At 39.5% G+C, this 26,021-nt stretch carries 19 protein-coding genes and 1 tRNA gene; 4 read left to right on the plus strand and 16 right to left on the minus strand.

Going from position 1 to position 26,021, the window contains the following annotated elements; translation table 11 throughout:
• Positions 1-134: 134 nt before the first annotated feature.
• From argH to argC, 5 genes are read right to left on the minus strand one after another with little or no spacing between them, the layout of a single operon-like run.
• Complete coding sequence (argH, locus tag GQR45_RS07415) at positions 135-2,000, minus strand: argininosuccinate lyase (protein ID WP_024592296.1); 1,866 nt, start codon at positions 1,998-2,000, stop codon at positions 135-137.
• 49 nt (positions 2,001-2,049) lie between these two features.
• Positions 2,050-3,252, minus strand: coding sequence for an argininosuccinate synthase (locus GQR45_RS07420; protein WP_165725569.1), 1,203 nt, complete (start codon positions 3,250-3,252; stop codon positions 2,050-2,052).
• The gene (locus tag GQR45_RS07425; protein ID WP_024590034.1) at positions 3,249-4,181 is read right to left on the minus strand and encodes an ornithine carbamoyltransferase; all 933 of its coding nucleotides are present in this window, start codon (positions 4,179-4,181) and stop codon (positions 3,249-3,251) included. Before GQR45_RS07425 ends, GQR45_RS07420 begins: the two co-directional genes overlap by 4 nt.
• Positions 4,182-4,188: 7 nt before the next feature.
• Positions 4,189-4,956 (minus strand): acetylglutamate kinase, encoded by a 768-nt coding sequence (gene argB, locus GQR45_RS07430; RefSeq protein ID WP_165725570.1) that lies wholly within the window; start codon positions 4,954-4,956, stop codon positions 4,189-4,191.
• Positions 4,957-5,967 carry an N-acetyl-gamma-glutamyl-phosphate reductase gene (argC, locus tag GQR45_RS07435; RefSeq protein WP_165725571.1) on the minus strand — a complete coding sequence of 337 codons (1,011 nt, stop codon included), beginning with the start codon at positions 5,965-5,967 and terminating at the stop codon, positions 4,957-4,959.
• Positions 5,968-6,191: 224 nt separating this feature from the next.
• Here argC and argE point away from each other — a divergent pair, with 224 nt between their 5' ends.
• Positions 6,192-7,352 carry an acetylornithine deacetylase gene (argE, locus tag GQR45_RS07440; RefSeq protein WP_165725572.1) on the plus strand — a complete coding sequence of 387 codons (1,161 nt, stop codon included), beginning with the start codon at positions 6,192-6,194 and terminating at the stop codon, positions 7,350-7,352.
• Between the two features lie 65 nt (positions 7,353-7,417).
• Here the strand turns inward: argE and GQR45_RS07445 are convergent, their stop codons facing one another.
• Together GQR45_RS07445 and radA are read right to left on the minus strand one after the other, a co-directional pair.
• A complete protein-coding gene (locus GQR45_RS07445; protein WP_024608998.1) occupies positions 7,418-8,350 on the minus strand; it encodes a hypothetical protein in 933 nt (310 codons plus the stop codon).
• A gap of 75 nt (positions 8,351-8,425) precedes the next feature.
• On the minus strand, positions 8,426-9,811 hold the full coding sequence (gene radA / locus GQR45_RS07450) for a DNA repair protein RadA (protein ID WP_024590039.1): 1,386 nt from the start codon (positions 9,809-9,811) through the stop codon (positions 8,426-8,428).
• 362 nt (positions 9,812-10,173) lie between these two features.
• On the opposite strand from radA, the gene GQR45_RS07455 reads away from it, so the two are divergent.
• A complete protein-coding gene (locus GQR45_RS07455; protein WP_165725573.1) occupies positions 10,174-12,651 on the plus strand; it encodes a PilZ domain-containing protein in 2,478 nt (825 codons plus the stop codon).
• 20 nt (positions 12,652-12,671) lie between these two features.
• Here GQR45_RS07455 and serB read toward each other — a convergent pair whose 3' ends face one another.
• Complete coding sequence (gene serB / locus GQR45_RS07460; protein ID WP_165725574.1) at positions 12,672-13,700, minus strand: phosphoserine phosphatase SerB; 1,029 nt, start codon at positions 13,698-13,700, stop codon at positions 12,672-12,674.
• Between the two features lie 152 nt (positions 13,701-13,852).
• On the opposite strand from serB, the gene GQR45_RS07465 reads away from it, so the two are divergent.
• Entirely contained in the window at positions 13,853-14,473 is a 621-nt protein-coding gene (locus GQR45_RS07465) for an AhpA/YtjB family protein (RefSeq protein ID WP_007581635.1), read from the plus strand.
• Here GQR45_RS07465 and GQR45_RS07470 read toward each other — a convergent pair.
• The 4 genes from GQR45_RS07470 to prfC form a co-directional block, all read right to left on the minus strand.
• Positions 14,440-15,207, minus strand: a complete 768-nt coding sequence (locus GQR45_RS07470) for a TatD family hydrolase (RefSeq protein ID WP_165725575.1) — start codon at positions 15,205-15,207, stop codon at positions 14,440-14,442. The genes GQR45_RS07465 and GQR45_RS07470 overlap by 34 nt on opposite strands.
• Before the next feature lie 21 nt (positions 15,208-15,228).
• Complete coding sequence (gene pdxH / locus GQR45_RS07475) at positions 15,229-15,867, minus strand: pyridoxamine 5'-phosphate oxidase (RefSeq protein ID WP_007581631.1); 639 nt, start codon at positions 15,865-15,867, stop codon at positions 15,229-15,231.
• A 469-nt stretch (positions 15,868-16,336) separates the two neighbouring features.
• Positions 16,337-18,079 carry an arginine--tRNA ligase gene (gene argS / locus GQR45_RS07480; RefSeq protein WP_165721061.1) on the minus strand — a complete coding sequence of 581 codons (1,743 nt, stop codon included), beginning with the start codon at positions 18,077-18,079 and terminating at the stop codon, positions 16,337-16,339.
• 59 nt (positions 18,080-18,138) lie between these two features.
• Positions 18,139-19,728 carry a peptide chain release factor 3 gene (prfC, locus tag GQR45_RS07485; protein WP_007581628.1) on the minus strand — a complete coding sequence of 530 codons (1,590 nt, stop codon included), beginning with the start codon at positions 19,726-19,728 and terminating at the stop codon, positions 18,139-18,141.
• A gap of 852 nt (positions 19,729-20,580) precedes the next feature.
• On the opposite strand from prfC, the gene GQR45_RS07490 reads away from it, so the two are divergent.
• Positions 20,581-23,247 (plus strand): ATP-binding protein, encoded by a 2,667-nt coding sequence (locus GQR45_RS07490; RefSeq protein ID WP_165725576.1) that lies wholly within the window; start codon positions 20,581-20,583, stop codon positions 23,245-23,247.
• A 75-nt stretch (positions 23,248-23,322) separates the two neighbouring features.
• On the opposite strand, the gene rimI is transcribed toward GQR45_RS07490, so the two are convergent.
• The 4 genes from rimI to guaA form a co-directional block, all read right to left on the minus strand.
• Positions 23,323-23,790 carry a ribosomal protein S18-alanine N-acetyltransferase gene (rimI, locus tag GQR45_RS07495; RefSeq protein WP_007581622.1) on the minus strand — a complete coding sequence of 156 codons (468 nt, stop codon included), beginning with the start codon at positions 23,788-23,790 and terminating at the stop codon, positions 23,323-23,325.
• Complete coding sequence (locus GQR45_RS07500) at positions 23,777-24,082, minus strand: hypothetical protein (RefSeq protein ID WP_165725577.1); 306 nt, start codon at positions 24,080-24,082, stop codon at positions 23,777-23,779. The genes rimI and GQR45_RS07500 overlap by 14 nt, the downstream gene beginning before the upstream one ends.
• A 64-nt stretch (positions 24,083-24,146) precedes the next feature.
• A tRNA-Trp gene (locus GQR45_RS07505) sits at positions 24,147-24,223 on the minus strand.
• 155 nt (positions 24,224-24,378) lie between these two features.
• Entirely contained in the window at positions 24,379-25,956 is a 1,578-nt protein-coding gene (gene guaA / locus GQR45_RS07510; RefSeq protein WP_165725578.1) for a glutamine-hydrolyzing GMP synthase, read from the minus strand.
• Positions 25,957-26,021 lie beyond the last annotated feature (65 nt).

Raw genomic sequence — 26,021 nt, forward strand, 5'->3', positions numbered from 1 at the left:
GTGCCAACTTTTTTTGACACCTTAAAACTCACTCAAAACATACTTATATAATCAAACCAAACAGCTCCGACCAGTTTACTACAAACATAAAAAAACGCACAGGGATAACCGTACGTTTTTTGTATCCAGGGAGTTTAAGCTACGTATTTACACGGGATCTCCGCACGTGTACTTAGCTTCAAAATATATTCCATTGCTACTTCGTCACAATTTTCTTTACGAAGGCAAAGTTCACAATCTTTCATTACTTTTTCAGGCAAAGAGTCTTTGCTACAAAAAGTAAAACGTTGTTGTTCAAAAAAATCTGGTACGCGTGTTAATACAATAACTCGGTTAAGTGCCAGTTTTTTGGCTTTAGTAAGTAGATGATCTACAAGCTGTCTACCCTGCCCCGACACTTTACTTTTTGGGTCTATACCCAATGAGCGTATTTCAGCAAGGCCGGTATCGTAAATGTATAACGACGCACAGCCCGACACTTTTCCATTTATTTCCGTTACTGCAAACTCGTTAATAGAGTGCACCATATCGCTTTTTGCACGAGGCAGGTTTTCACCTACCGTTGCCCAATGCTGTATAAGTGTGGCAATTGCTTCTACATCATCTAAATTTGCATCACGTACCGTTATTTGCTGTTTTTTTTTGGCTTCTTTAACAGCATTAGTTACTTGTTCAATAGACGTCCCACCAAGGGCTTTACGTGCTTTTATACATGCATCAATTTCAAGTACTGGGTAAACATCGTCTTCAAATACAGTGTTTACTGATTTGTACTGCTCAAGCGATAGCTCTTCAAGCGTTTTACCTTCGCTAATCGCAAGCTGTACAAGTACACCTACAATGTGATGCCCTTCTCTAAATGGCACACCTTTAGCAACTAAGTAATCAGCAAGTTCGGTGGCATTTGCATGCCCTCCTTTTGCTGCAGCAAGTGTCTTATCACCGTTTACTTTAACGCCTTTAATACATGCTTGCGCCATATGAATACATGCAAGCCATGTTGGCATAGCGTCGAACAGGCCTTCTTTGTCTTCTTGCATATCTTTATTATAGGCAAGTGGCAGCGCTTTTAACGTCATCATCATAGCGCTAAATGCACCAAATACACGTCCGGTTTTACCGCGAATAAGCTCGAGTGCATCAGGATTTTTTTTCTGAGGCATGAGCGATGAGCCTGATGTTACGTTATCAGCAAGCTCTATAAATCCGGCTTCACCCGAATTATAAAAAATCAGATCCTCTGACATACGAGATAAGTGAATCATCGAAATAGACGCACAACTTAAAAGATCTAAAACAAAATCACGATCAGATACGCCATCAAGGCTATTTTTTGTAGCCGCTGTAAAACCTAATCCGTGTGCTAATGCTTGGCGATCAATCGGATAAGCTGTACCTGCTAATGCACCACTGCCTAATGGGCAAAAATTCATGCGCGCTTTAGCATCTTGCAGGCGGCTTTCATCACGCTCTAGCATCTCTACATACGCCATACACCAGTGGCTAAATAATACTGGTTGTGCGCGCTGTAAGTGCGTGTAACCTGGTAATATTGTGCCAAGCTCTCGCTCTGCAAGCGCTACAAACTCGCCTTTAAGCTGTGCAATAGCATCTAGTAAATGGTCAGCCGTATCACGGCACCATAATCTAAAGTCGGTGGCAACTTGGTCATTACGGCTTCGGCCTGTATGTAATTTTTTAGCTAAATCACCTACTTTTTCAATTAGAGCTGCTTCAACATGTGAATGAATATCCTCTGCACCTGAAGTAGCTACCGCTTGTGGATCTGCTTTAACTTCTTCAAGCAGCTCATTTAATGCAGCCACTAATTTTGTGTGCTCGTCACTTGAAAGTACACTTACCTGCTCTAGTGCACCAGCCCATGCCACAGAGCCAATAATATCTTGCTCTGCTAACTGGTAGTCAAAGGGAAGAGAGTCGTTAAATTGCTTAAACGCCTCATCTGGACCCGTAGAAAAACGTCCGCCCCATAATGCCATGAAATCTCTCCAAACCCTGTAGTGCCCCTTTTATAAGGGGCGTAATAAATTACTTTTTAGCGAGTGCTGAAATTCTGCTTGAAAGCGAGAATAAACGAATAAAGCCTTCAGCGTGTGATTGGTCATACACATCGTCTTCGCCAAATGTAGCAAATGCTTCGCTGTATAAGCTATTTGGTGACTGCTTTTGTACTGCAGTCACTTGGCCTTTGTATAGCTTAAGTACCACCTCGCCTGTTGCCGCTTTAGAAAGTGCTTCTGCACCGGCTAAAATAGAATCTTTGAGCGGCGTAAACCAACGGCCGTCGTATACTAAATGCGAAAACTCACCGCCCAGTACCTCTTTCCATTTACGACTTGCTTTATCAAGCACTAGCTCGTCAATGGCTTGAAGCGCAGCCATAATGACTGTGCCGCCTGGCGTTTCATAACAACCGCGTGACTTCATGCCAACTAAACGGTTTTCTACAATATCAACACGTCCAACACCATGAGGCGATGCAATATCGTTTAATTTTACTAAACAGTCATACGGTTTAAGTTCTACGCCATTTACAGCAACCACTTCACCTTCAACAACTTTTAAAGTTACTAGTTCTGATTTATCTGGTGCTTGCTCTGGTGAGTTTGTCCATGTCCATACTTGTTCAGTTGGTTGGCACCATGGGTCTTCAAGCTCACCACCTTCGTGCGAGATATGCCATGCATTAGCATCACGGCTATAAATTTTTGTAGCAGATGCTGAGCAAGGAATATCACGCTCAGCTAAGTAATCAAGTAATGACTCACGGCTCGATAAGTCCCACTCACGCCATGGCGCAATTACTTTTAAATCGGGGGCTAGTGCTGCAAAACATGATTCAAAACGAACTTGGTCATTACCTTTACCAGTACAGCCATGAGAAAGTGCATCAGCACCTACTTTACGCGCAATTTCAACTTGTGCTTTAGCAATAATCGGGCGCGCCATAGAAGTACCTAATAAATAAGTACCTTCGTAAATTGAGCCCGTTTTAAGCGTTGGGTAAATGTAATCACTTACCATTTCATCTTTTAAGTCAACTACGTAACATTCAGATGCACCAGAGGCGATTGCTTTAGCTTCTACGCCTTCAAGCTCTTCAGCGCCTTGACCTACATCAGCAACAAACGCGATTACTTCACAGCCGTAGTTTTCTTTTAACCATGGCACGATAGCCGACGTATCAAGACCACCAGAATAGGCTAAAACGACTTTTTTAATTGAACTCATAGGTGTTCCTTAACAAAATTTGGATTTAGTAATGTAACTAGCAGAGCATTTTGCGCATGCATGCGATTCTCTGCTTGTTGAATAATTTTTGATGCTGGACCATCCATTACCTCAGAGGTAATTTCAAATTCACGGTGTGCCGGTTGGCAATGTAATACCGTAGTCGCACCTGTTTGATCTAGCAATGCCTGATTTAATTGATAAGGCATGTATTTTTCTTTTACTTGCTCAAGCGGCGTTGTATCACCCATTGATACCCATGTATCTGCGTATACAACGTTTGCACCAACTGCAGCTTCAACTCTATCGCTCACCATGACTGATGCGCCATTCATTGCTGCAATTTGCTCTGCTTTTTTTAGTATTTGTGAATCTGGCGAACACCCTTTTGGTGTTACAGCAACAAAGTCAGTACCTAGCGTTGCGGCAAGTAACATCAATGAATGAGTTACGTTATTGCCCTCACCTAAGTAAGCTACTTTAAGCTCACTTACATCGCCATGTACTTCTTGAAGCGTTAAAAAGTCAGCAAGTGCTTGGCAAGGGTGGTACAAGTCACACAAGCTATTTACCACAGGTACCGATGAATATTCACCTAACGTGGTTAATGTGCTGTGCTGATTTACACGCGCCACAATACCGTCGGCCCAAGTAGAGATATTAAGTGCAAAATCTTTAATTGATTCACGTGCACCCATAGCGCCATTTTGCTGATCTAAATAAACAGCATGACCACCAAGGCGATTAATACCTATATCAAACGATAAACGTGTACGTAAACTTTGCTTTTCAAACAATGTTACGATTGATTTACCCGATAATACTTGGCTGTATTTTTCTGGCTTTGCTTTTATATCTTGCGCTAACTTTAATAAATTAAGTGCGCCTTCTTGGTCTAATTCTAAACCCGTTAAAAAATTCTCAAACATAATAAACCTATGGTGTAATCTTTGTTCCGACATGCTCACCTTGCAGCAGAGCAGTTAAATTTTCTGGCTTTTGCCAGCTGGAAATATACACACCGCGTCGTAAATGTTGGGCAGCGTGAAGGCTGGTCTTAACTTTGACCTCCATCCCGCCCACAATTACTCCATCTGTAATTAAAGTATCAATGTGTTTTGTGTCAAGTTGATGTAACGGTTGTTTATTTGCGTCAAGTACCGCTTCTACATCCGTCATAAAAATTAGTTCTGCATTTAAATTACTGGCAATAGCCGCTGCAGCTTCATCTGCATTTACGTTGTACCACAAGCCTTGTTCATCAAAGCCGATAGAGCTAACAATAGGTAAACGAGAAATTCTAAGTAAATCATTGATGATAGAATCTTCGTTACTTGTGCATTTACCCACTAAGCAAAGCGCTTTTAATTTTTGGGTTGCAGTCACACCCGCCTCAAAAAGACTTAAGCCGACAGGCTTATGCCCTGCGCTTATAGCTTGAGTCATTAATTGTTTATTAGCGCAACCTGCAAGCGCACCCACTATATAAGGCATTTGCTCTGCTGGACTAATACGTAAACCTTGGTGTTTAGCACTGGCAAAACCCGCTTGTTTTAACCATGTATCAACTAAAGAGCCACCGCCATGTACAATCACAAACTCATCATTTGTTTGCTCATTTAATACATCAAACAACGCTTTTGCTGCATTTTCTGTATTAAGTACTGCACCACCTAGCTTAATTACCCACGTTTTTTTACTCATTTAAAACGCTCCTTTTAAACCAGTGGTATGATCTAAATTCATAGAAATATTAATACACTGCAAAGCTTGTCCAGCAGCGCCTTTTAATAAGTTATCAATGGCAGACATTACAATTAACTGCGTGCCTTGTTGCTGCCAACCAATATCAACAAATGGTTGCTTAGCAACACCTTTAATTGACGGTATTTTATCGCCTAACAAACGAATTAATGGTTCGTTAGCAAGCACTTGATAAGCAGATGCAACGTTTTCCTTGGTAACGCCTGGCTTAAGTTGTACATAAATAGTTTCTAAAATACCGCGCGCAAAGCTACCTAGATGCGGTGTAAATAACACTTTGTGGCCAAGGTGTTGTTCAATTTCAGGACCGTGGCGATGGTTAAACAAACCATAAGGTGCAAGCGATACCTCACAAAAATGTGTTCCTACACTCGCTTTACGCCCGGCACCCGTAACACCCGAAACGGCATTAATAATAATACTTTCGCTGCTCAATAAGCCTGCTTGTTTAAGCGGTTTAAGTGCATTGAGCGCCGCTGTTGGGTAACAGCCTGCAACAGCAATTAGCTTTGCGTTAGCGATAGCATCACTGTTCCACTCAGCTAAACCGTAAGCCGCTTCATTTAAAAGCTCTGGGTGTTGATGCTCAAAACCATAGTAAGTAACGTAATCATCATTACTTGCTAGACGATAGCCACCAGATAAATCAAATACTTTTTTACCCATAGCTAAAAATTGAGGCGCTAAATCAACACTTACTTTGTGATCGGTACATAAACACACATAGTCAGCATCACTTTGAATGTCATCAAAAGCTGATGCACTAAGAGGAAGTAAAGGACAATCTAGTAAGCCAAGGTGCTCTGGGTATAAATCACTTAGTAATTTATTTTTATCTAAGCTACCCTCAGATACATAACAGCCTGTTAAGGTAAGGTTTGGATGATTAGCAACTAAGCTTGCTAACTCTGCGCCGCTATAACCGCTTGCGCCAATAATAACTACATTCATTGATTACTCGTTATTTTAAAATTTACTGCTAAATATATATGTTGTTCGCTTAAACTAGCTAAGACGCTAAATTAAGACTTAATTTAATGAATTTGTAGATTATCGTCGCATTATTTTCATAGCTTTACTTTAATATATTTATGCTTAAAAAGTGAATTGATATTCATCATAAATACTTTTATATTGTTATGCAATTAAATTGAATAATAATTTTGGATTTTTTTATGCCTTTGCCTTCGTTTATTTCTATGTATCAACAATTGATTGCAGCCCCTTCTATTAGTGCAATTGAAGACAGCTTGTGTATGAGCAATAAAAACGTAATTGAACTCCTTGCGAGGTGGTGCGAAAAACTCGGTTTTACGTGTGAAATTATTGAATTAGAAGGAGGTAAAGGCCGCTTTAATTTATTAGCAAAGCGTGGAAAAGGCGATGGCGGGTTAATGCTTGCGGGCCACACTGATACAGTGCCTTTTGATGACAGCCGCTGGAACCACAATCCGTTTAAACTTACCGAACTAGACAATAAATTGTACGGGCTGGGAAGCATTGATATGAAAGGATTTTTTGCTTTTGTATTACAAGCAATTAGTGAACTTGATGAAAAGCAGCAAACTCAACCTATTTTAATACTCGCCACTGCCGATGAAGAAACAACTATGGCAGGTGCACAGCAAATATGTAAGCACCCTAATTTAAAACCTGCACGCTGTATAATTGGCGAACCTACTGATATGACGCCAGTATTTATGCACAAGGGCCATATGAGTACAGCAATAAGAGTGGTTGGTCGCTCTGGGCATAGCTCAGATCCCGAACGTGGCCTTAACGCCATTGAAGTAATGCATAAAGTGATTACAAAATTGATGATCTTAAAAGAGCAATTAAAGCATAAGTATTCAATAAATCACTTTGAAATTCCTTATCCAACATTAAACTTAGGTAATATTCATGGTGGCGATAATGCGAATAGAATTTGTGGTTGCTGTGAAATGCATATAGACATGCGCCCATTACCAGGTTTAAGTGTACAAGAACTACAAGCATTAGTGCTTGATGCAACAAAAGAGATAAATCAGCAATACCCAAATGCGGTGAGCGTTATTGATTTACATGAACCAATCCCGGCATTTAGTGGTAGCACCGACAGTGCTTTAGTTAAAATGGCTGAAAAAATAGCGGGGCAAAAAGCGGTCGCGGTAAATTATTGCACTGAAGCGCCGTTTATCCAGCAACTCGGTTGTGAAACGATTGTAATGGGCCCAGGCTCAATTAACCAAGCGCATCAGCCTGATGAGTTTTTAGCGATGGAAAAAATAAAACCATCACAACAAATAATCACCAATATCATAAAAGCAAACTGCTTTAGCAATCAGAGTTACTAACTGCTTATAACAACACAAAATAATAAAGGCGCCAATTGGCGCCTTTATTAATACAAAACTAAGGCTTAATCACCTTTAACTTCTAAGTTAATAAACTTAACTAGCTCTTCAGGTTGCCCTACTAGCATCATAACCTGTTGGTTAATTTCCATCATAGTTTTACCTTCAGGTAGCTTTGCAGACACACTGAATGAATTTAAACCTTTAGCAAAGCTTGTTAAAGCCTCTGCAATATTTTCAGTTACAGGAGCCTGTTGTAACTGCTGCTCTAACATCATTTCCATTTGCTCTAGCGTCATGCCTTGCTTTTCAAGCTCGCTTGATAGTAAGTCTTTTAACTTACCTTGGTTATTTAAGGCAAAGCTAACATTGCGCGGCTCTAACTTACTCATTGCTTGCATAACAAGTGTTTGCTGCTGTAACTCTTGCTCATAAGTAAGTGGCTGGTTACCCGCTTCTTGCTGCGCTTTACTAATCGCCAATGAAGCATCCATTAATGCTTTCGAATTAGCCAAGCCCATATCCATATTAAAACTAACAATGTCTTTTGCATCAAGCTTAACGACTACATCACTATTGCCAGACTCTTCATCGTAATCAAGTGATGAATGTAAGTCGTAACTTGCCGACGCGAGCATTTCGTTTGTATCAGCAGGTAATTTTGAAACAAAGTCTTTATCAAACTGAAAGCTTTTTACATCAAATGATGTATGCGGTGATATTTTATCTGGCTCGTAACCAGTTATTTCAATGCTTTGAATATTAGCAACATTGTCGCCCTCTGGGCTTATTACTTCCATGTTTGTTATTTCTACGCTTTTTGAAATAACACTTGCCGATAAACCAGCGTATTTAAATGTAGCGCCAGTTTGCTCGCTTACTAAAGCAAGTTGCTTATCTACTTCTGCACGCACTTCTTGTGTAGCTACATAATTTGCATAGCTCACGCCGCCAACGCCCGCAGCTACAATCGCTGCAACTATTACTAACTTTTTCATGTTATTTCCTTATTCTATTCTTTGTGTAAACCGAGTTTTATTAAGAGTAACATTACACATTAACACCCGTAAGTATTAATTAATTAAACTAAGCAACTCATGTACTGTTTTAACTGGGGTAATTTTAGCGCCCAGCCCTTCCATCGACTTATGGTAATTACGAAATGGAATATATATTTCTGTAAAACCATGTTGTGCCGCTTCTTTAACACGTGGTACTCCACTGTCAATTGGGCGTACATCGCCATTTAAGCTAAGCTCACCCATAATACACGTGGTACGAGGCACAACAAATTCGTTTAAGCTGCTAAGTAACGCGGTTACTAATGCTAAATCAATACAAGTTTCTGTTTCATCTATTCTTAGGCCACCCACAATATTAAAAAACGTATCGTGGAATATTTTGGTTTTAGTGTGTTTGCGTAATATGCCAGTCAGCATTTTTATGCGGTTCATGTTTAAACCAACGCAAACACGCTGCGGAAATTCCGCCTCGGTTTCGGTAGTTAAACATTGAATTTCAAGTAGTAAATTTCGATTACCTTTACGGATACAGGTAATTGTAGAGCCTGGCGAGTCAGTTGTAGACCCCGATAAAAATATTTCGCTCGGGTTATCAACGCTTAACATTCCACGTTCGCACATTTTAAAAATGCCAACGGTATCTATATCACCAAAGCGGTTTTTATTTGCCCTAAGGGTTCTAATTTGCCCATCGTTGGTGTCTATGTGTAAAAGCGCATCGACAATATGTACAAGTGTTTGAGGACCTGCTATTTCGTTATTTTTATTTACATGAGCAATAATGAACATGGTTACATCATTTTGCTTACAGTATTGAGTCAATGCTTGGGCGGCGCTTTTTACTTGCGAAGGGGAACCTGGGCTACCATTTGCAGTTTCGGTTACAACCGCTTGAATAGAGTCAATAACAGCAAACTTAATTTTATTTTTCTCGAGCTCTTCAATGATGGTTTCAACACTGGTTTCTGAAAGTAAATAAAGCTCGTCAGGGTTATAGTTTAACTTTAAACGATTTACCCTGTTTTTAAACTGCGATAATGACTCCTCGGCCGTACAGTAAAGTGACGGCATACGTTGTGACATTCTCGCTACTAGGTCAGATAGCAATGTTGTTTTACCAGCACCTGGATCACCCGAAATTATATTAACAGAGCCGGTAGTTACACCACCGCTTAGCACACGATCGAGCTCGCCGATTTCTGTCAGCTGTTTTTCTGCCTCTGACGTAGCAATATCATTAATTTTTTTAGAGCCGCCACCAGCACCGCCAGCATAGCCACCTACATTTGCTCGAACTGACGCTTTTTTACTCTGCCCTGCTGAAGGTTTAAATTCTGCTAATGTGTTCCACGCACCGCAGCGGCATTGACCCTGCCAACGTGGGTAGTTCATGCCACATTCTGTACACACAAACTCTATTTTTGCCGCTTTAGTCATTTATAACCTTATCTACGATTCTCTAATTTTAAAAACATTTACTGTTAATAACTTATTTTGCCACTTCAAACATTTACTTAGCAACAAACTCTTGCCTGCGTAAAAATCTAGCGTCACAATCATTAAATACACATGGTGTTTCTTTTTAGCTATAATTTAGGGCATACTTTTTGCTTTGAAATAGTTTAAAGTAACTTGCCAACAAAATGGCATATAACACATAATAACAAGAGCTAAACAGTAGTAACTAAAATAATTGTACCTATATTAATAACATAGCGCGATTTAACGTTTATTGAACTTCTAATAAATGGACTTAACAGTATACCTACTTTTTCAATTAGACGGTGATGGTTTTATAAATGGCTGATGACATAATGCTCAAACACGAAGACCTCGTGAATGAGTTAAAAACATATTTAGGCAATGCTAAATTTGACCTGATTTTCAAATCAAAAACCGCTGGGTTAACCAAACCTGAGCAATTTTTGATGAAAATGGAAATGTCACGCTTATCTCAGCCAGTGGCACGCTTTGTTGATCTTCGTGGATTAGTGACGGGCCAAGTAAAACCGTATGAGCATAACGGCAAACAGCACTTTATGGATGACACAGCCATTGAAGTGTTTGAAAAAGCACTTAAACAGCATGGTGAATATACCCTAGCCGTTTACGAAGCCGTAATGAATACAGAAAATAACCACCGCGTATTACAAAAACAAGCCGCCGAAAAATCAGAACTACAAGAATCAGAAAGTAACTTAAGCACTGAAGTAATTAAGTTTGCCTCTTACGAGAGCCGCCGTGAAGAACGGATGAATTACTCAATAAAAGTAACTATTGATTACAAAGATAAAAAGAACATTGCTGCTAGCACCTCAGATATATCTTTAAGCGGTTGTAAAGTTAAGCTTGCAACGCGCTACTCTATAAAAAAAGGTGAACTAATAGCAATGCGCTTGGTAGGCCTTGAACAAGACTTTGAACTTGGCCTAAAAAACGGTATTCAATACGAAGTTGTTGCCGTTGAAAATATCTCTCGTGAATACAACCACATTCGCTTAAAACGCACTTATATCGAAAATAACGATGCCTTTAATGACTTTTTAGAAAGCTTTATTCACGGTAATAAACGTCGTTATAAAGTAAATTTAGATAACACGCTCGATGCCGTAGTATCAAAGGGATATGAGCAATACTACATTCCTCGTGTAACGTCTTTATATGTATTTTTAAGCAAAAAAGATGAACAGTATTACCCAAGCCTTAGCCTTACTACTGAAAATAATATTTTTATCCAGCGCTATTTTACCGATGAAAGAAAAACACCGTGTTTGTACAATATACTCAATCATCAGCGCATTACACAATTACTAACCCAAATTACCGCGGTCAAAGAAGATTACCTCTATACATTTACACATATATCATCGGGTAAAATTTACTATTACTCTGCGACACGAACTGAGCTAAATAATAACCCTAAATTACGTGATCTATTTTTAGGTTTTGGTAGCCAAAAAGAAAGTTGGCAGTGCTTTAAAATACAAATAATGCCAAGTCATCCAGATGATTCTTTTATACCGCTTTCATTACCTAATAGTGCTGGCGCTAATATTGAAAAACTCAACAAGCCGCCTTCCCCTCGAGTTAAAGGCCTTATAAAAGACGTTAAATATATTGTTGTACTTACAAGTATTGGCAATAAAACAGAGCAAGCAGATTATAAACAACTTACTTTTGATAAAGCGTTAGTAAATCAGCTTAAACATTTTGGCCACGCAAAACATAAAACGCCACCTTATTTAGATATTGTGCCACTTGAATACGTAAATTTACGCTCGCATAAGCGCTACCTTTATAAAACACCGGTTAGCGTCACTATTAATGATGAAGTATTTAACGGTTATACACGTGACTTTTCTGTAATGGGTTTGCAATTAGAGTGCGAGCAACCAGTCACATTTAAAAAAGGTGATATAGTACTTTTAACATTTCCTGAGCTTCAAAAAATAACTAAAAAGCATAAGCTTAGCGAACTAAAGTACGAAATAATGGCCATTAGTAAGTCATTCACTACTATTAACCTAAAAGCGAATCGTATTGCTGATTTACCCCATGCTGGCGTGACTTTTTTCACTCAGCTAATAGAAGGTAATAAAGACAAACTTAAAGTATCTGAAGAAGCGCCAAAAGTAGAAGGCTTATCTACCGCGCTTAGAAATATGGTTACAAAAAGTGTATGCCAATTTCCGCTGTATTTACACAAAGAAGCTGCACACTTTAAAACAGGTGCAATTGGTTATGGCTTATACGCCAGTCCTATGCATGTTATTTTGCAAAATTTTGGCTTATTAGGTAACAAAACTGACTTTTCGAGTATCCTTACCGAAGAGCAAATTATTAATGTAATAACGCCTAATATTAAAGATCGCAGTCGCCAAGACGCACCGCTTGCTTTTACACTCGCTATTAATTTCGACCCTCGTAAGGGCAAAATTGAAGAGGCTATTGTTAGCCAATGCGCTTTAGGTGAAGACTACTCAAGCTTTTATAAACAAATTAGTAAAGGCATTACATCACAACTTATATTTGTGATGCGTTTGTATATTTCGCGCACAGGTCGCCCCGATACTGACTACCTATCTAATGAGCTTAAATACGTAAGCCAATATGCAATGCATAAAGCAAAAGATTTAGAAGAAGCATTATGGGCTGTTGCAGGCGTGGGGGACGTAGTAGATATAACTGAAGAAGCTCTAAGCCATTTAGAGCTTAAAAAAGAGCAAGTTGAACAAATGGGCCGCCGTAAACTAATCTGGTTAAACCGCTTACGCTAAGCGGTTTAACTTAAACAACTTTAAAGAGCGGGCTCTCTATCTAACGGAATGGCCAACATATACAGCAATTGCAATAATGACCCTTCACAAATAGCCGCTTGTGCTTGCTCAACTACTTTAGGTTTGCCATGCACTGCTACACCTAGGCCAGCTTTAGCCATCATGATTAAATCGTTTGCGCCATCGCCAATAGCAACTGTTTGCGACTTCTCAAGCCCTAATTTATGTTGTAACGACTCTAGAATAATTGCTTTTTGTTGTGCATCTACAATTGTACCCAGTACTTTACCTGTTAGTTTATCGTCTTTAAATTCGAGTACATTAGCGTGCACTTCATCTAAATTAATAAGCTCTTGAACGCGCTCTGCAAACGGTACAAAACCACCTGATGCAATTGCTAAATACCAGTCATGCTGTTTTAGAATTTGACACAGCACTTTAATACCCGGCATGAGTGGCAATGCACTTTTTAGCTCTTCAATTAAGCTTTTTTCAACACCAGCCAGTTTAGCTACGCGCTGATTTAAACTCTCGCTAAAATCAAGTTTACCCGCCATTGCAAGTGCGGTTACAGAGGCAACTTCGTCGTAAACATCCGCAAGGCGTGCTATTTCGTCTATGCACTCAATAGTTATTGCAGTTGAATCCATATCCATAACCAATAAACCAGGCTCATATAAATTAGGCGCAGTAGCAACTTGCACTAATTGACAATCTAGAGTGCTTGAAAACTCTTGTAGTACTAACGGGTTTATAGCTTCCTCTGCATTTTGCGCGTAAAAACACAGTGCTGGAGCTAACCCTAAATCTGGTTGATATTGACATATAGCACTGACTGTTTGGTTATGCGTAGCTAAAAAATCAATAATGCTAACAATGTGTTTTTCTTCAAAATCACCCGCAAATGCGATACTAAATAACCCTAATGCTTTGTTTGGTATATAATTGAGAGGTGTAAATACACCACCACTATAGCTAAACCATTTATTTAGAGTTAAGTGTTGTAATGGTTGCTCAGCAGCTTGCTGTGCCATGTTGATTTGCGACATGGGATCTCCGTGTTTATTTTTATTTTCCTGATAATTGGCATATCATAACTGGTATTCTCAACACTAAATTCGCCATCAGGTGGGGTTTAAGGTTATAGTTAGTGTAGTTGTAACATCAAATCAAAATGCTGTCAGTAGCATAAACGGTGACTATGAAAAATAACCATATTAAAAACCCTATTACTGCTTCTCAAAGAAAACGACTTGTTCGCTTAATACTAGCGGCTGGTTGTTTTGTATTACTAAGCTGGGTAGGTGTTAATAGTAGTTTTCAGAGTCATCAGTTACTTTATGATAGTGCCGATAGCACGGCAAAAAGCCTCACTCAGTTTATGGCTTTAAATGTTAAAACACCGCTTATTGAAAAAAACAAACCACAGCTCAACGCCATTTGTAACGATATAAGTAAAGATGAATTTGTACTTTCTGCGACTATTTATGATCAACAAGGCATTTTAATTGCTAGCAGTGACAATTGGCAGTCACATCATATTTATGGACAACTCCCTGACTCTACACCGGGTATTAGTAAACTAAAAACACCTTTTATGGAACCCGTGATAAGCGATGATGATCGCCCTATAGGCTTTGTGTCTGTTACTTATTTAACTCGCGCCGCAATATCCGACAGCCATAATCATTTTCATGACTTAGGTCGACAGGTACTATTAATGCTAGTGATTGCATGTATTTTTACGTGGCAGTTAGGGCGTGGATTAAAACGTTGGCAGGTAAATCGCTATATGCAAAAAACATCTGAACAAGAATCGTAAAGCTGCTTTGCAAGCGTCCCTCTTTCACTATGTGGCTTTAAATCACATAACGCGTTAAATACATCAGGTATATGCAGTGGCGTGTTAACTTCACCTTGATGACCGCTTAACGGCATTGAAGGTGAGTCGGTTTCAAGCACTAAGTGCTCTGGCTCAATAGCAGCAATAACAGCGCGTGTTTTAACTGCGCGATCATAGGTAATAACACCGCCTATGCCAAGCTTAAAACCCTGCTTAATATAGTACTGCGCTTGTTGAAGTGAGCCCGAAAAGGCATGAATCACTCCCCCGTTTTTTGGCTTACACCGCTTAAACGATTGCGCAATTAAATCATGGCTTTGCCTATGATGCACAATGAGCGGTAAGTTAAGCTCATTAGAAAGCCCTATTTGCTGCTCAAATAAATAAGTTTGTTTAGGAAGGTTTTCAATACTTCGATCAAGCCCGCACTCCCCAATAGCTACCAACTGATGCTTATTTGCAGTCGCGAATTCAAATAACGCTTCTATGTGCGATTCTTTATGTTGCTCTAAAAAGTAAGGATGTAGCCCTGCGGCTATTTTTATACTTGGGTAAGTTGCTTTGAGTTTTATGAGGGTATGCGATTGAGCAAGCGTAATACCCGGCACAACAAACTGACTAACTCCCTTTGCTACACACTCGTTTATGAGCGATTCACGATTCGAATCAAACTCGCTAAAGTCGAGGTGGCAATGAGAGTCAATAAATTGCACGGTTACTTACTCATCTATTTATTAAGGATTTAAGCGCGTAACTTGCCAGCTATTATCTGCTTGACGCTGGTACATAAAGCGGTCATGCAAACGATGCGCCCCACCTTGCCAAAACTCAATTTTAGTGGGTACTACACAATATCCGCCCCAAAAATCAGGCAATGGAATTTCACCTTTAGCAAACTTACTTTTCATGTTGGCGAAGGTTTCCATGAGTACTTTACGTGATGACACCGGACGACTTTGCGCTGACGCCCACGCAGCTAATTGGCTTTCTTTAGGACGAGATAAAAAGTACTTTGCCACGGCAGATGTAGGTAATGGTTTAGCCTCGCCATATACAATAACTTGGCGTTCCATGTGGTGCCACGGAAAGTGCAGCGATATTTTGTTATTACCTTTAAGCTCTTGCGCTTTACGCGAACCTGTATTGGTAAAAAATACAAAACCGTTATCATCCAGATGCTTTAAAAGCACAATGCGCTGTGAAGGCTGACCGGTTTCATCAACAGTTGCTACAACCATCGCAGTTGGATCGGGTAACTGGCTTGCCACTGCATGCTCAAGCCATGTTTCAAACTGCTTAAACGGATCATCTTGCAAGTTATCTTCGCTTAACGCGTCTTGCAGGTATTCACGGCGGATATCTTCGAGTTTCATAACAAGTCCTTTAAATAAAGCCTAGAAAAGAGCTTAGAGTAGCGAGCTTAAAACAATAGATGTTGAGTAATAACAAATATTAAGATTCAGGTGTATGCGATAGCAATAACACCGAGTCTCAGGTGTATTCGATAGCAGTAAACATAGAGTCTCAGGTGTATCGTTGGGTTTCGTTTCACTCAACCCAACCTACAACGTAAACTACACAACTCAGATATCTGCAAGTGTAGGAGTGCTAGCAAGGCGGTAAAACTATTTATGCCAAGGAGCATACGGTTTGTATGTGACTTTGGCTAAATAAACTTCTTAACGCAGCTAAAGCGAACTACACAACTCAGATATCTGCAAGTGTAGAAGTGCTGACAAGACGGAGTGCTTTTTTATGCCAAGGAGCATACATTTAGTATGTGACTTAGGCTAAAAAAGCACGACAACGCAGTCAAAGCGAACTACACGCAGCAGAAGGTGATTACATTTGCTCCATAACTTCAATGCCTAGCAAATCCAATCCGGTTTCTAATGTTTTAGAAACCAAATTACACAGCACTAAGCGGCTATCGCGCACGCTTGGCTCTACGCCCTCTTTAAGTACTGGGCAGGCTTCGTAAAATGTCATGTATAAGCTTGCTAGCTCATATAAGTAACCACATAGTACGTGCGGTGTTGCTTCGCTGATCATTAAATCAAGTACTTCTTCAAGCTGTAGTAGCTTAAGCGCTAGTGCTTTTTCTTGAGGCTCAATAATTGCAACATCTGAATTTAATGTAGCTGCATCAACGCCTGACTTACGGAAAATACTGCGTATACGTGTATAAGCATATTGTAAATAAGGAGCGGTTGCGCCTTCAAAGCTTAGCATGCTGTCCCAGTTAAAAATGTAATCGCTGGTACGGTGCTTAGAAAGGTCGGCGTATTTAACTGCGCCAATACCTACTTTACGTGCAATCTCGCTGCGATCGCTATCACTTAAATCAGACTCACGTTCAGCTAGTTTTGCGGCTGCACGGTTAATTGACTCTTCTAATAAATCAGCAAGTTTTACTGTGCCGCCAGTACGTGTTTTAAATGGTTTGTTATCGGCGCCCATCATGGTGCCAAACGGGCAAAACTCGTAACTTGTTTCGTCTCGTAATAAACCTGCTTTACGCGCTGTTAGCTCTACTTGATTAAAGTGTAGGTTTTGACGTGCATCTACAAAAATTAAGATACGATCAGCACCTAATTTATTTGAACGATAATCACATGCCGCTAAATCTGTTGTTGCATATAAAAAACCACCGCCAGATTTTTGTACGATAAACGCTGAAGGCTCGCCATCTTTATTAGCTAGCTCATCTAAAAATACAACTTGTGCGCCTTGCGACTCTACTGCAATATTTTTATCTTTAAGTAGGCTAATAATATCGTTAAGTTCTGCGTTGTATGCGCTTTCAGCCATAATATCAGCTTGAGTAAGTGTTACATTTAAACGCTTGTATACTTCTTCAGAATGCTTAACTGAGGTAGCTATAAACAGTTTCCAAAGTTTTTCACAGTGCGCATCGCCGCCTTGTAATTTAACAACGTAATTACGTGCTTTATCAGCAAAGCCTTCTTCGTCGTCAAAGCGTTTTTTAGCATCGCGGTAAAAGGTTTCTAAATCAGCAAGCGCTACAGAATCTAAATCAACACCTTGGCTAATTTGATCTTCCAAATGCGCGATTAACATACCAAATTGCGTGCCCCAATCACCCATGTGATTTTGACGTACAACCGTATCGCCTCTAAATTCAAGCGCACGCACAATTGAGTCACCAATAATGGTTGAACGTAAATGGCCTACGTGCATTTCTTTAGCAAGGTTTGGTGATGAATAGTCAACAACCACTTTTTGCGGGTTAGCATGCTCGTTTACAGCAAGCTTTGCATCACTGTTAGCTGCTTTAACGCTTTGAGCTAAAAACTCAGGTTTTAAATGAATATTAATAAAACCTGGGCCAGCAATTTCAGTCTTTTGAGCAATATCGCTTACATCAAGATTATCTATAATTTTTTGCGCAAGCTCACGTGGGTTGCTTTTCATTTTTTTAGCCGCGCCCATTGCTGCATTAATTTGGTAATCACCAAATTGTGGACGTGTGCTTTGTGTTACTGCTGGGTTTGTATCTTCAGGTAAGCCTGCGCCCGCCATAGCGGCAATGGCTTTTTCGATTAAAATAGTACGAATATTCATATTTTTTACCTTTGTAAGCCCGCCAAAGCAGGCTTTCAGTTAACTGTAGTCAGTCGATTCTAGTTTTCGCGAGTGTGGTTAAATGTCACTTCTGGGTAACGCTCTACTGATAAATTAAGATTTACACGGCTCGGCGCAATGTAAGTTAAGTTATCGCCACCATCGAGTGCTAAATTACTTTCGCACTTGCGCTTAAAGTCTTCAAACTTTTTAACATCGTCGCTGCTTACCCAACGCGCTGTATTTACGTTTACACCTTCGTAAATAGCATCTACGTTATATTCGGCTTTTAAGCGCGCTACAACTACATCAAACTGAAGTACACCTACCGCGCCCACAATTAAATCGTTGTTTATAAGCGGTCTAAATACTTGCACAGCACCTTCTTCAGAGAGCTGTACTAAGCCTTTTAATAATTGCTTTTGCTTAAGTGGATCGCGAAGACGAATACGGCGGAATAATTCAGGCGCAAAGTTAGGGATACCGCTAAATTTAAGTTTTTCGCCTTGTGTGAACGTATCACCAATTTGAATGGTACCGTGGTTATGCAAACCAATAATATCGCCCGCGTAAGCGTCAGCTGCGCGCTCACGATCGCCCGCCATAAAGGTTACCGCATCAGAAATGCTCACTTGCTTGCCAATTCGCACGTGATTCATTTTCATGCCTTGGCTGTACTTACCCGATACAATACGCATAAATGCAATACGGTCACGGTGTTTAGGGTCCATGTTGGCCTGAATTTTAAATACAAAACCAGTAAAGTTTTCTTCAGTTGCAACAATAAGTCTGTCTTCGGTTTCACGAGGCAGTGGCGTTGGTGCCCATTTAGTTAAACCATCTAAAACGTGGTCAACGCCAAAGTTACCAAGTGCGGTACCGTAATAAACTGGCGAAAGCTCACCTGCTAAAAACAGATCTAAATCAAATTCGTTTGATGCGCCAATAACAAGCTCAAGCTCGTCGCGTAATTGCGCAGCTAAATCTTCACCAATGGCAATATCAAGTTCTGGGTTATCAAGACCTTTAATGGTACGAACTTCTTGAATTTTATGACCTTGACCTGTTTTGTATAAAACAGCTTCGTCATTATGAATGTGATAAACACCTTTGAACTCTTTACCACAACCAATTGGCCAAGTAATGGGTGCACAGGCAATATTTAGCTCTGTTTCAACTTCGTCAAGCACTTCCATTGGGTCGCGAATTTCACGGTCACATTTATTCATAAACGTAACAATTGGCGTTGTACGCAGGCGTGTAACTTCCATTAGCTTACGGGTACGATCTTCTACACCCTTTGCCGCATCAATAACCATTAAACACGAATCTACCGCAGTTAATGTGCGGTAAGTATCTTCCGAGAAATCTTCATGTCCTGGAGTATCAAGTAAATTAACAAGTGCGTTGTTATATGGAAACTGCATTACAGAGGTAGTAACAGATATACCACGTTCTTTTTCCATTTCCATCCAGTCAGACTTTGCATGCTGGTTAGAGCCACGGCCTTTTACAGTGCCGGCTCGTTGAATAGCTTGTCCGAATAACAATACTTTTTCGGTAATGGTTGTTTTACCAGCATCTGGGTGAGAGATGATAGCAAAGGTTCGTCGTTTATTAATTTCGCTAAGGAGATTTTGATCTGCCATTAAAAAAGTTCTTTTAGTTTGTATACGGATATTATCCACTTTAAGTATGCTGAGCTTTCAAGGCTTAAATAATACCAATTGCATTAAATTAGCGTTCTATTATAGCGATAATAAAATAGCGCAATAACAAGGCGAAATTATCACATAGAGTTATTCTCTATGAATAATTTTTAACGTAGTTAGTGAGTTATTTAATACGCTAGAACGATCTTGTTTTAATAAAATTGGTATAGAGCAACCTCGAAAGCTCAACACACCATCAGAAAAGCCCTAAATTGGCCCTTCACATGCGATCCGTTATGTTAATCGTAATTGAAGACTATTTTCGCTGATCTTGGCCTTATAAACAATCAATGGTTGGTTATTAGCTGATCTTTTTTATTAATATGGATTTTGGGAAGCCTAACTGCAAATGAGGTACAAAAAAATCAGTAATAAGCCAAATAAATAGGATCAGCACACAATACACCAAGCCTCTGCACACCATTAGAATTTTTAAGCCTTGCTTGAGAATATAACCTAGTGGCCCGGCTAACAGCCCTGCGTTAACCCACTGGTATTTATAACTGAGAGTAAATTAGAATATTCAATTTTAAGTGATAGCATTTATCTTTAAAAAAATGACTTTAAAAGATGTAAATTTATGTAAACTTTTTTGAACAATAAAATAACGGTTATAAGCATGTAACTTATTAAATTAAAATAACTTAATAAAATAAAAAAACACCAATACAGAGCTAAATACCATGCAACTACTGATTGTAATTTAGCCACCAAGACCGCCACAAGCTTGTGTAATAAAGTCGTAACGCATATTATTGATAGATTGCATGGAGGATAAGTCGTTTGGTCATGAAAACCAGTAAGTTAAGTATTAGATTATTATGGTATATAACACCCCTTGTTATTCTACCGCTGCTATTTTTAGGTGGCTTTACGCTCACCAATGTAACTAATTCAACACAAAAACAAGCTGATTTAATAATGAGCCGTTTTGTTGAGCAACAACAGCAAAAAATATTTAATTATATCGACTCTTTTCACTCTACAGCAAAACTACTTTCAACCTCGCCAGTACTTAGTGATTTTTTAGCAAACGACATTCGTGCCAACGGTAATTACACCCGAAAACTTGGCGCGCTTATGGATGTATTTGCCAGTTACAGTGAGGCTTATCCCGATATAATTAGCATTAATTTAGTTTCAGCCAGTGGGAAAAGCGATGCCTACTACTCTAACAACCTAACAACAGCGCCTAAAAGCTACCCGTTTTTTAATCAAGTATTGCAAAGTAATTTAAGTAAACAGCAATTTATGATTCAAAAGGATGATGGCACCACTAGTTTGTATTTTATTCAACGAATTTATAGTGTTGATTACTATTTAAAACGACCACAGCAGCTTGGTTTTATTGTAATACATATAGAACCTTCAATACTAAACTCTAGTATTTTAGAAGCGCCATATAACAACACGCTTAATTTAATGTTGACTAAAGACGGGAAAATTTTATTTAGCTCCGATTACAATATGCGTGGCCAATACATAAGCGAGTACGAACTTAATCAAGTGCACGACCTCGCTGATATCGGCATGCTTTCAACTATTGAACTCTCAAGCATAGACAAAATAGAGCGAATGATTTTTGCAGTGCAAATGCCCGGCGGATATTATTACGTATCGACCATTCCCAAAGGGGTGCTTTATCAATCAGGTAAAGCCATAAGTTTAATAACAGGCTTAATTGTTATTATTTCGGTGATCACCCTGCCAATATTAATTTTTGTAGTGGTCCGCAATTTATTACTTAACCCAATTGAGTTACTCGGGGCTGCAAGTCATCGTGTTGGTGATGGCGATTTGTCGGTGCACTTACCAGCTCATACAAATGATGAAGTAGGTGTTTTATTTAACGACTTTAACCACATGGTTAATCAAATAAGGCACTACCAACAACAGCTTGAAGAATACAAACACCACCTTGAAGATAAAGTGGAAAGTCGTACCCAAGCACTTGAAGCTATGAACAGCCAACTTGAGTTAGCTATTGGCCAAGCTGAGCAAGCTAATCAACTTAAGAGTCGTTTTTTAGCTAACATGAGTCACGAAATACGCACGCCGCTCACGGCCATTATGGGCTTTACAGAGCAGTTACTACACAACGATAAAGTAGCGAATGACAAACAACACCTAAGCACTATTTTACGTAATTCAAAACACTTACTAGAGTTAATAAATAACATACTCGATTTATCTAAAATTGAAGCTGAAAAGCTGGCTGTTGATTTGTCAGCGTTAAACGTAGTGCAGCTTGTGCATGACATTGAATCAATTATTCAACCACTGGCACAAGAAAAACAATTAACCCTCAATATTGATTACCAACTGCCGCTACCTCGCACCATTTATAGTGATGTGACCCGCTTAAAACAAATACTTATAAATATTGCAAATAACGCTGTTAAATTTACCGAAAATGGCAGTGTGTCTATTTGCGTGCATTATTTACAAGCAAGTCAAAAGCTAGAATTTGTAATTAAAGATACCGGCATTGGTATGTCTGAGCATCAAATAGAACGTGTATTTAAGCCGTTTGAACAAGCCGATGCCACAACTACACGCCGTTTTGGTGGTACAGGTCTTGGGTTGTGTATTTCTAAAAACTTAGCACTGTTACTTGGTGGCGATGTAAACCTTGAAAGTGAAGTGGGTGTAGGTAGCCGAGTTACAATTAGGGTGGCATGTCAGCTATCTGATGATCAACCAATTCTTGAGTTTTTAACGCAAGAAAGCCAGTTAATACCAGAGAAAGATCCTCTCTTATCGTTTGCAACCAATAGCTTCGACGCCAATATATTAGTGGCTGAGGATAACCCAGATAACCAACTATTAATTAAATTATTACTGCAAACCTGGGGCCTTGAACCCGATATTGCCAGTAATGGCGCACAAGCTGTAGAAATGGCGCTCGTAAACGACTACCAACTTATTATTATGGATATGCAAATGCCTGTAATGGGCGGATTAGAAGCGACTAAAATGCTTCGTCATGCAGCGTATGATGGCCCTATTATTGCCCTTACTGCCAATGTAATGAACCATGATATAGGCACTTATCTAGAAGCTGGATGCGACAAAGCACTGGCTAAACCCATTGATAAAGATGCTCTGGAAAACGTACTCGTAAGCTACCTGCATCTTGAAAAAGATAATCAAAATAAATGGGATAGCCTATTAAAGAGCGAAAAGTTTCAGCAAATTGCCGATAATTACTTAGCTAACTTACCTACATATTTAGAAGAAGTTAAAGCTTTGCAGCATTGTGATGATTGGGAAGCATTAAGAGGTATAGCGCACAGTGTTAAAGGTAGTTCTGGATGCTTTAACTTTGATGAAATTTACCATAGCGCTGCGGCACTTGAAGAGAACTTAAAAAGTAACAATAAAGTACCAAGAGACGAGCTGGTAAATGATTTAATAGCAGCCATTGAGCAAGCAATTAGCGACAAAGTAACCTAAAAAGCAAAGTTACAAAACGGTACAAATGCAGTACTTTAGCGGCTCTATATTTTAAATGCTAATTACCGACTTTAATTATGAAAAGTTTAAACCTAGCGCCATACCCATTAAAATAGCGTCTTCAAAGCCATTTTTAGCAGGGTTATCACTTGGGTAGTAGTTTTTACGCACTGACATCTCAGCAAAGCCTGCGCGCTCGTACAGCGCAATAGCACGCGTATTTGATTCGCGAACTTCTAAAAAGAGGTTTTCAGCATTTTGCTGCTCACCATATTCAATAAACTGCGCTAACAACTGCCTTGCAATACCCTTACCCTGGTGACTTGGTGTTACACAAATATCCATAAGTGTAAAATCAGGCCCTGCTTTTTCACCAATATAAAAACCAATCATGCTTGCCTCATCAAATGCGGCAACATTAAAATAGCGCCCGCCTATACATGAACCCATTGTATTTAAAGTCCACGGATGGCTATGACACGCTGTTTCGATGGCCATTAATTGAGGTATTGCAGTTTCATCTACTGATTTAAAGTTTATCAAGGTGTTCACTCATTAAAGCCCATAAAGCACGCTTCTCAGAGGCGTTGAGCTGTGGGGTTGGCAATGTAAGCTTATTGTCGTTTAATTGCATCTCACTGCCCTGTACAACGCTATTTATAATAATAGGCTCTGCACTGAGTTTAATGTCTGCAAGTAGTTGCTCATTTAGCGTTAAAGGACTAGCTATCGTGCTTTGCGATAAAGCATTAGCTTGATCATTTGCTTGAGGACAATAATGTAGATTGAGTTCAAGATTTTCTATATCAAAAATAGCTGCGTAACGTGGATGCATAACAACTCAGTAGATTAGACATTTGAACAATATAAGAAGTAATAAAAACGATGTAAAGAAGAAATGGCAGGGGCGGAGAGATTCGAACTCCCAACCATCGGTTTTGGAGACCGCTGTTCTACCAATTGGAACTACGCCCCTGCAATGACGACGAATTATAGAGAAGTTTCGCCAAAGGTAAAGAGAAAAATCACTCTTTTAGTTTAACTGCTTTTTAAATAAACAAAACGGCGAATTAGCATGCTAATTCGCCGTTTTTTAATCACTTAAAATTAGTTAATTAAAACTAAAATTAATTATTCCCATTCGATAGTTGCAGGTGGTTTACCTGAAATATCGTAAACAACACGAGAAATACCATCTATTTCGTTAATGATACGGTTTGATACCACACCTAAAAACTCATAAGGTAAATGTGACCAGCGCGCTGTCATAAAGTCGATTGTTTCCACACAACGAAGTGATACAACCCAATCGTACTTACGTGCATCGCCCATAACCCCTACCGATTTAACAGGTAAGAATACAGTAAACGCTTGGCTTACTTTATGGTAAAGCTCAGCTTTGTGAAGCTCTTCGATGAAAATCGCATCAGCGCGACGTAATAAATCACAGTATTCTTTTTTGATTTCGCCAAGTACACGCACACCTAAACCTGGTCCAGGGAAAGGGTGACGGTAAAGCATGTCGTACGGTAAACCAAGCTCTAGGCCAATTTTACGTACTTCATCTTTGAATAATTCACGTAATGGCTCAACTAGGCCCATTTTCATGTCATCTGGTAATCCGCCCACATTGTGGTGAGATTTAATAACATGTGCTTTACCAGTTGCAGATGCCGCTGATTCAATTACATCAGGATAAATTGTACCTTGCGCTAACCATTTTGCATTTTTAAGCTTTTTGGCTTGCTCATCAAATACATTAATAAACGTATGACCAATGGCTTTACGTTTATCTTCTGGGTCTGACTTACCCGCTAGATCATTTAAAAACTGCTCTTCAGCTTCAACTTTAACAATGTTTAAGCCAAATTTATTACCAAACATGTCCATTACTTGTTGGCCTTCGTTTAAACGAAGTAAACCATTATCGACAAATACACATGTTAGTCTTTCGCCAATTGCACGGTGAATAAGCATAGCCACAACCGATGAATCAACACCACCAGAAAGGCCTAAAATAACTTCGTCATCACCAACTGTTTCTTTAATACGCTCGATAGCATCATCGATAATTTTTGCAGCAGTCCACAACTTTTCACAGCCACAAATATCAATAGCAAAACGCTCTAATAAGCGCTGACCTTGATGCGTGTGTGTTACTTCTGGGTGAAACTGTACACCGTAAAAACGTTTTTCTTCGTTAGACATTGCAGCATGTGGACAAGTAGATGTTTTAGCTGTTGTTGCAAAACCAGCTGGAATATCCATTACTTTGTCGCCATGGCTCATCCATACGTCGAGTATGCCGTTGCCGCCATCGGTAATGCTGTCTTCAATTGCATCAAATAATGCACAGTTGCCTACTTTTTCTACTTGTGCGTAACCAAACTCTTTTTTATCAGAGCTGTGTACACTTCCGCCAAGTTGAGCTGCCATTGTTTGCATACCGTAGCAAATACCTAGCACAGGCACGCCTGCATTAAATACATACTCAGGAGCGCGCGGGCTGTTGTCAAGTGTTGTTGATTCTGGACCACCAGAAAGAATAATACCTTGTGGGTTGAACTCGCGGATTTGCTCTTCAGTCACATCCCATGCCCAAAGTTCACAGTAAACACCAATTTCACGCACACGACGGGCGATTAATTGAGTGTATTGTGAACCAAAGTCTAAAATGAGAATTCGTGAATCGTGAATATCTTTGCTCATGGAGTATCTCGTAAAGTCTGATGCTAAATGCCGTTTGTTAATGTAAACGACTAAAAAGAGGGCTT

Source organism: Pseudoalteromonas sp. SA25, from assembly GCF_011378705.1.
GTDB classification, from domain to species: Bacteria; Pseudomonadota; Gammaproteobacteria; order Enterobacterales; family Alteromonadaceae; genus Pseudoalteromonas; species Pseudoalteromonas arctica.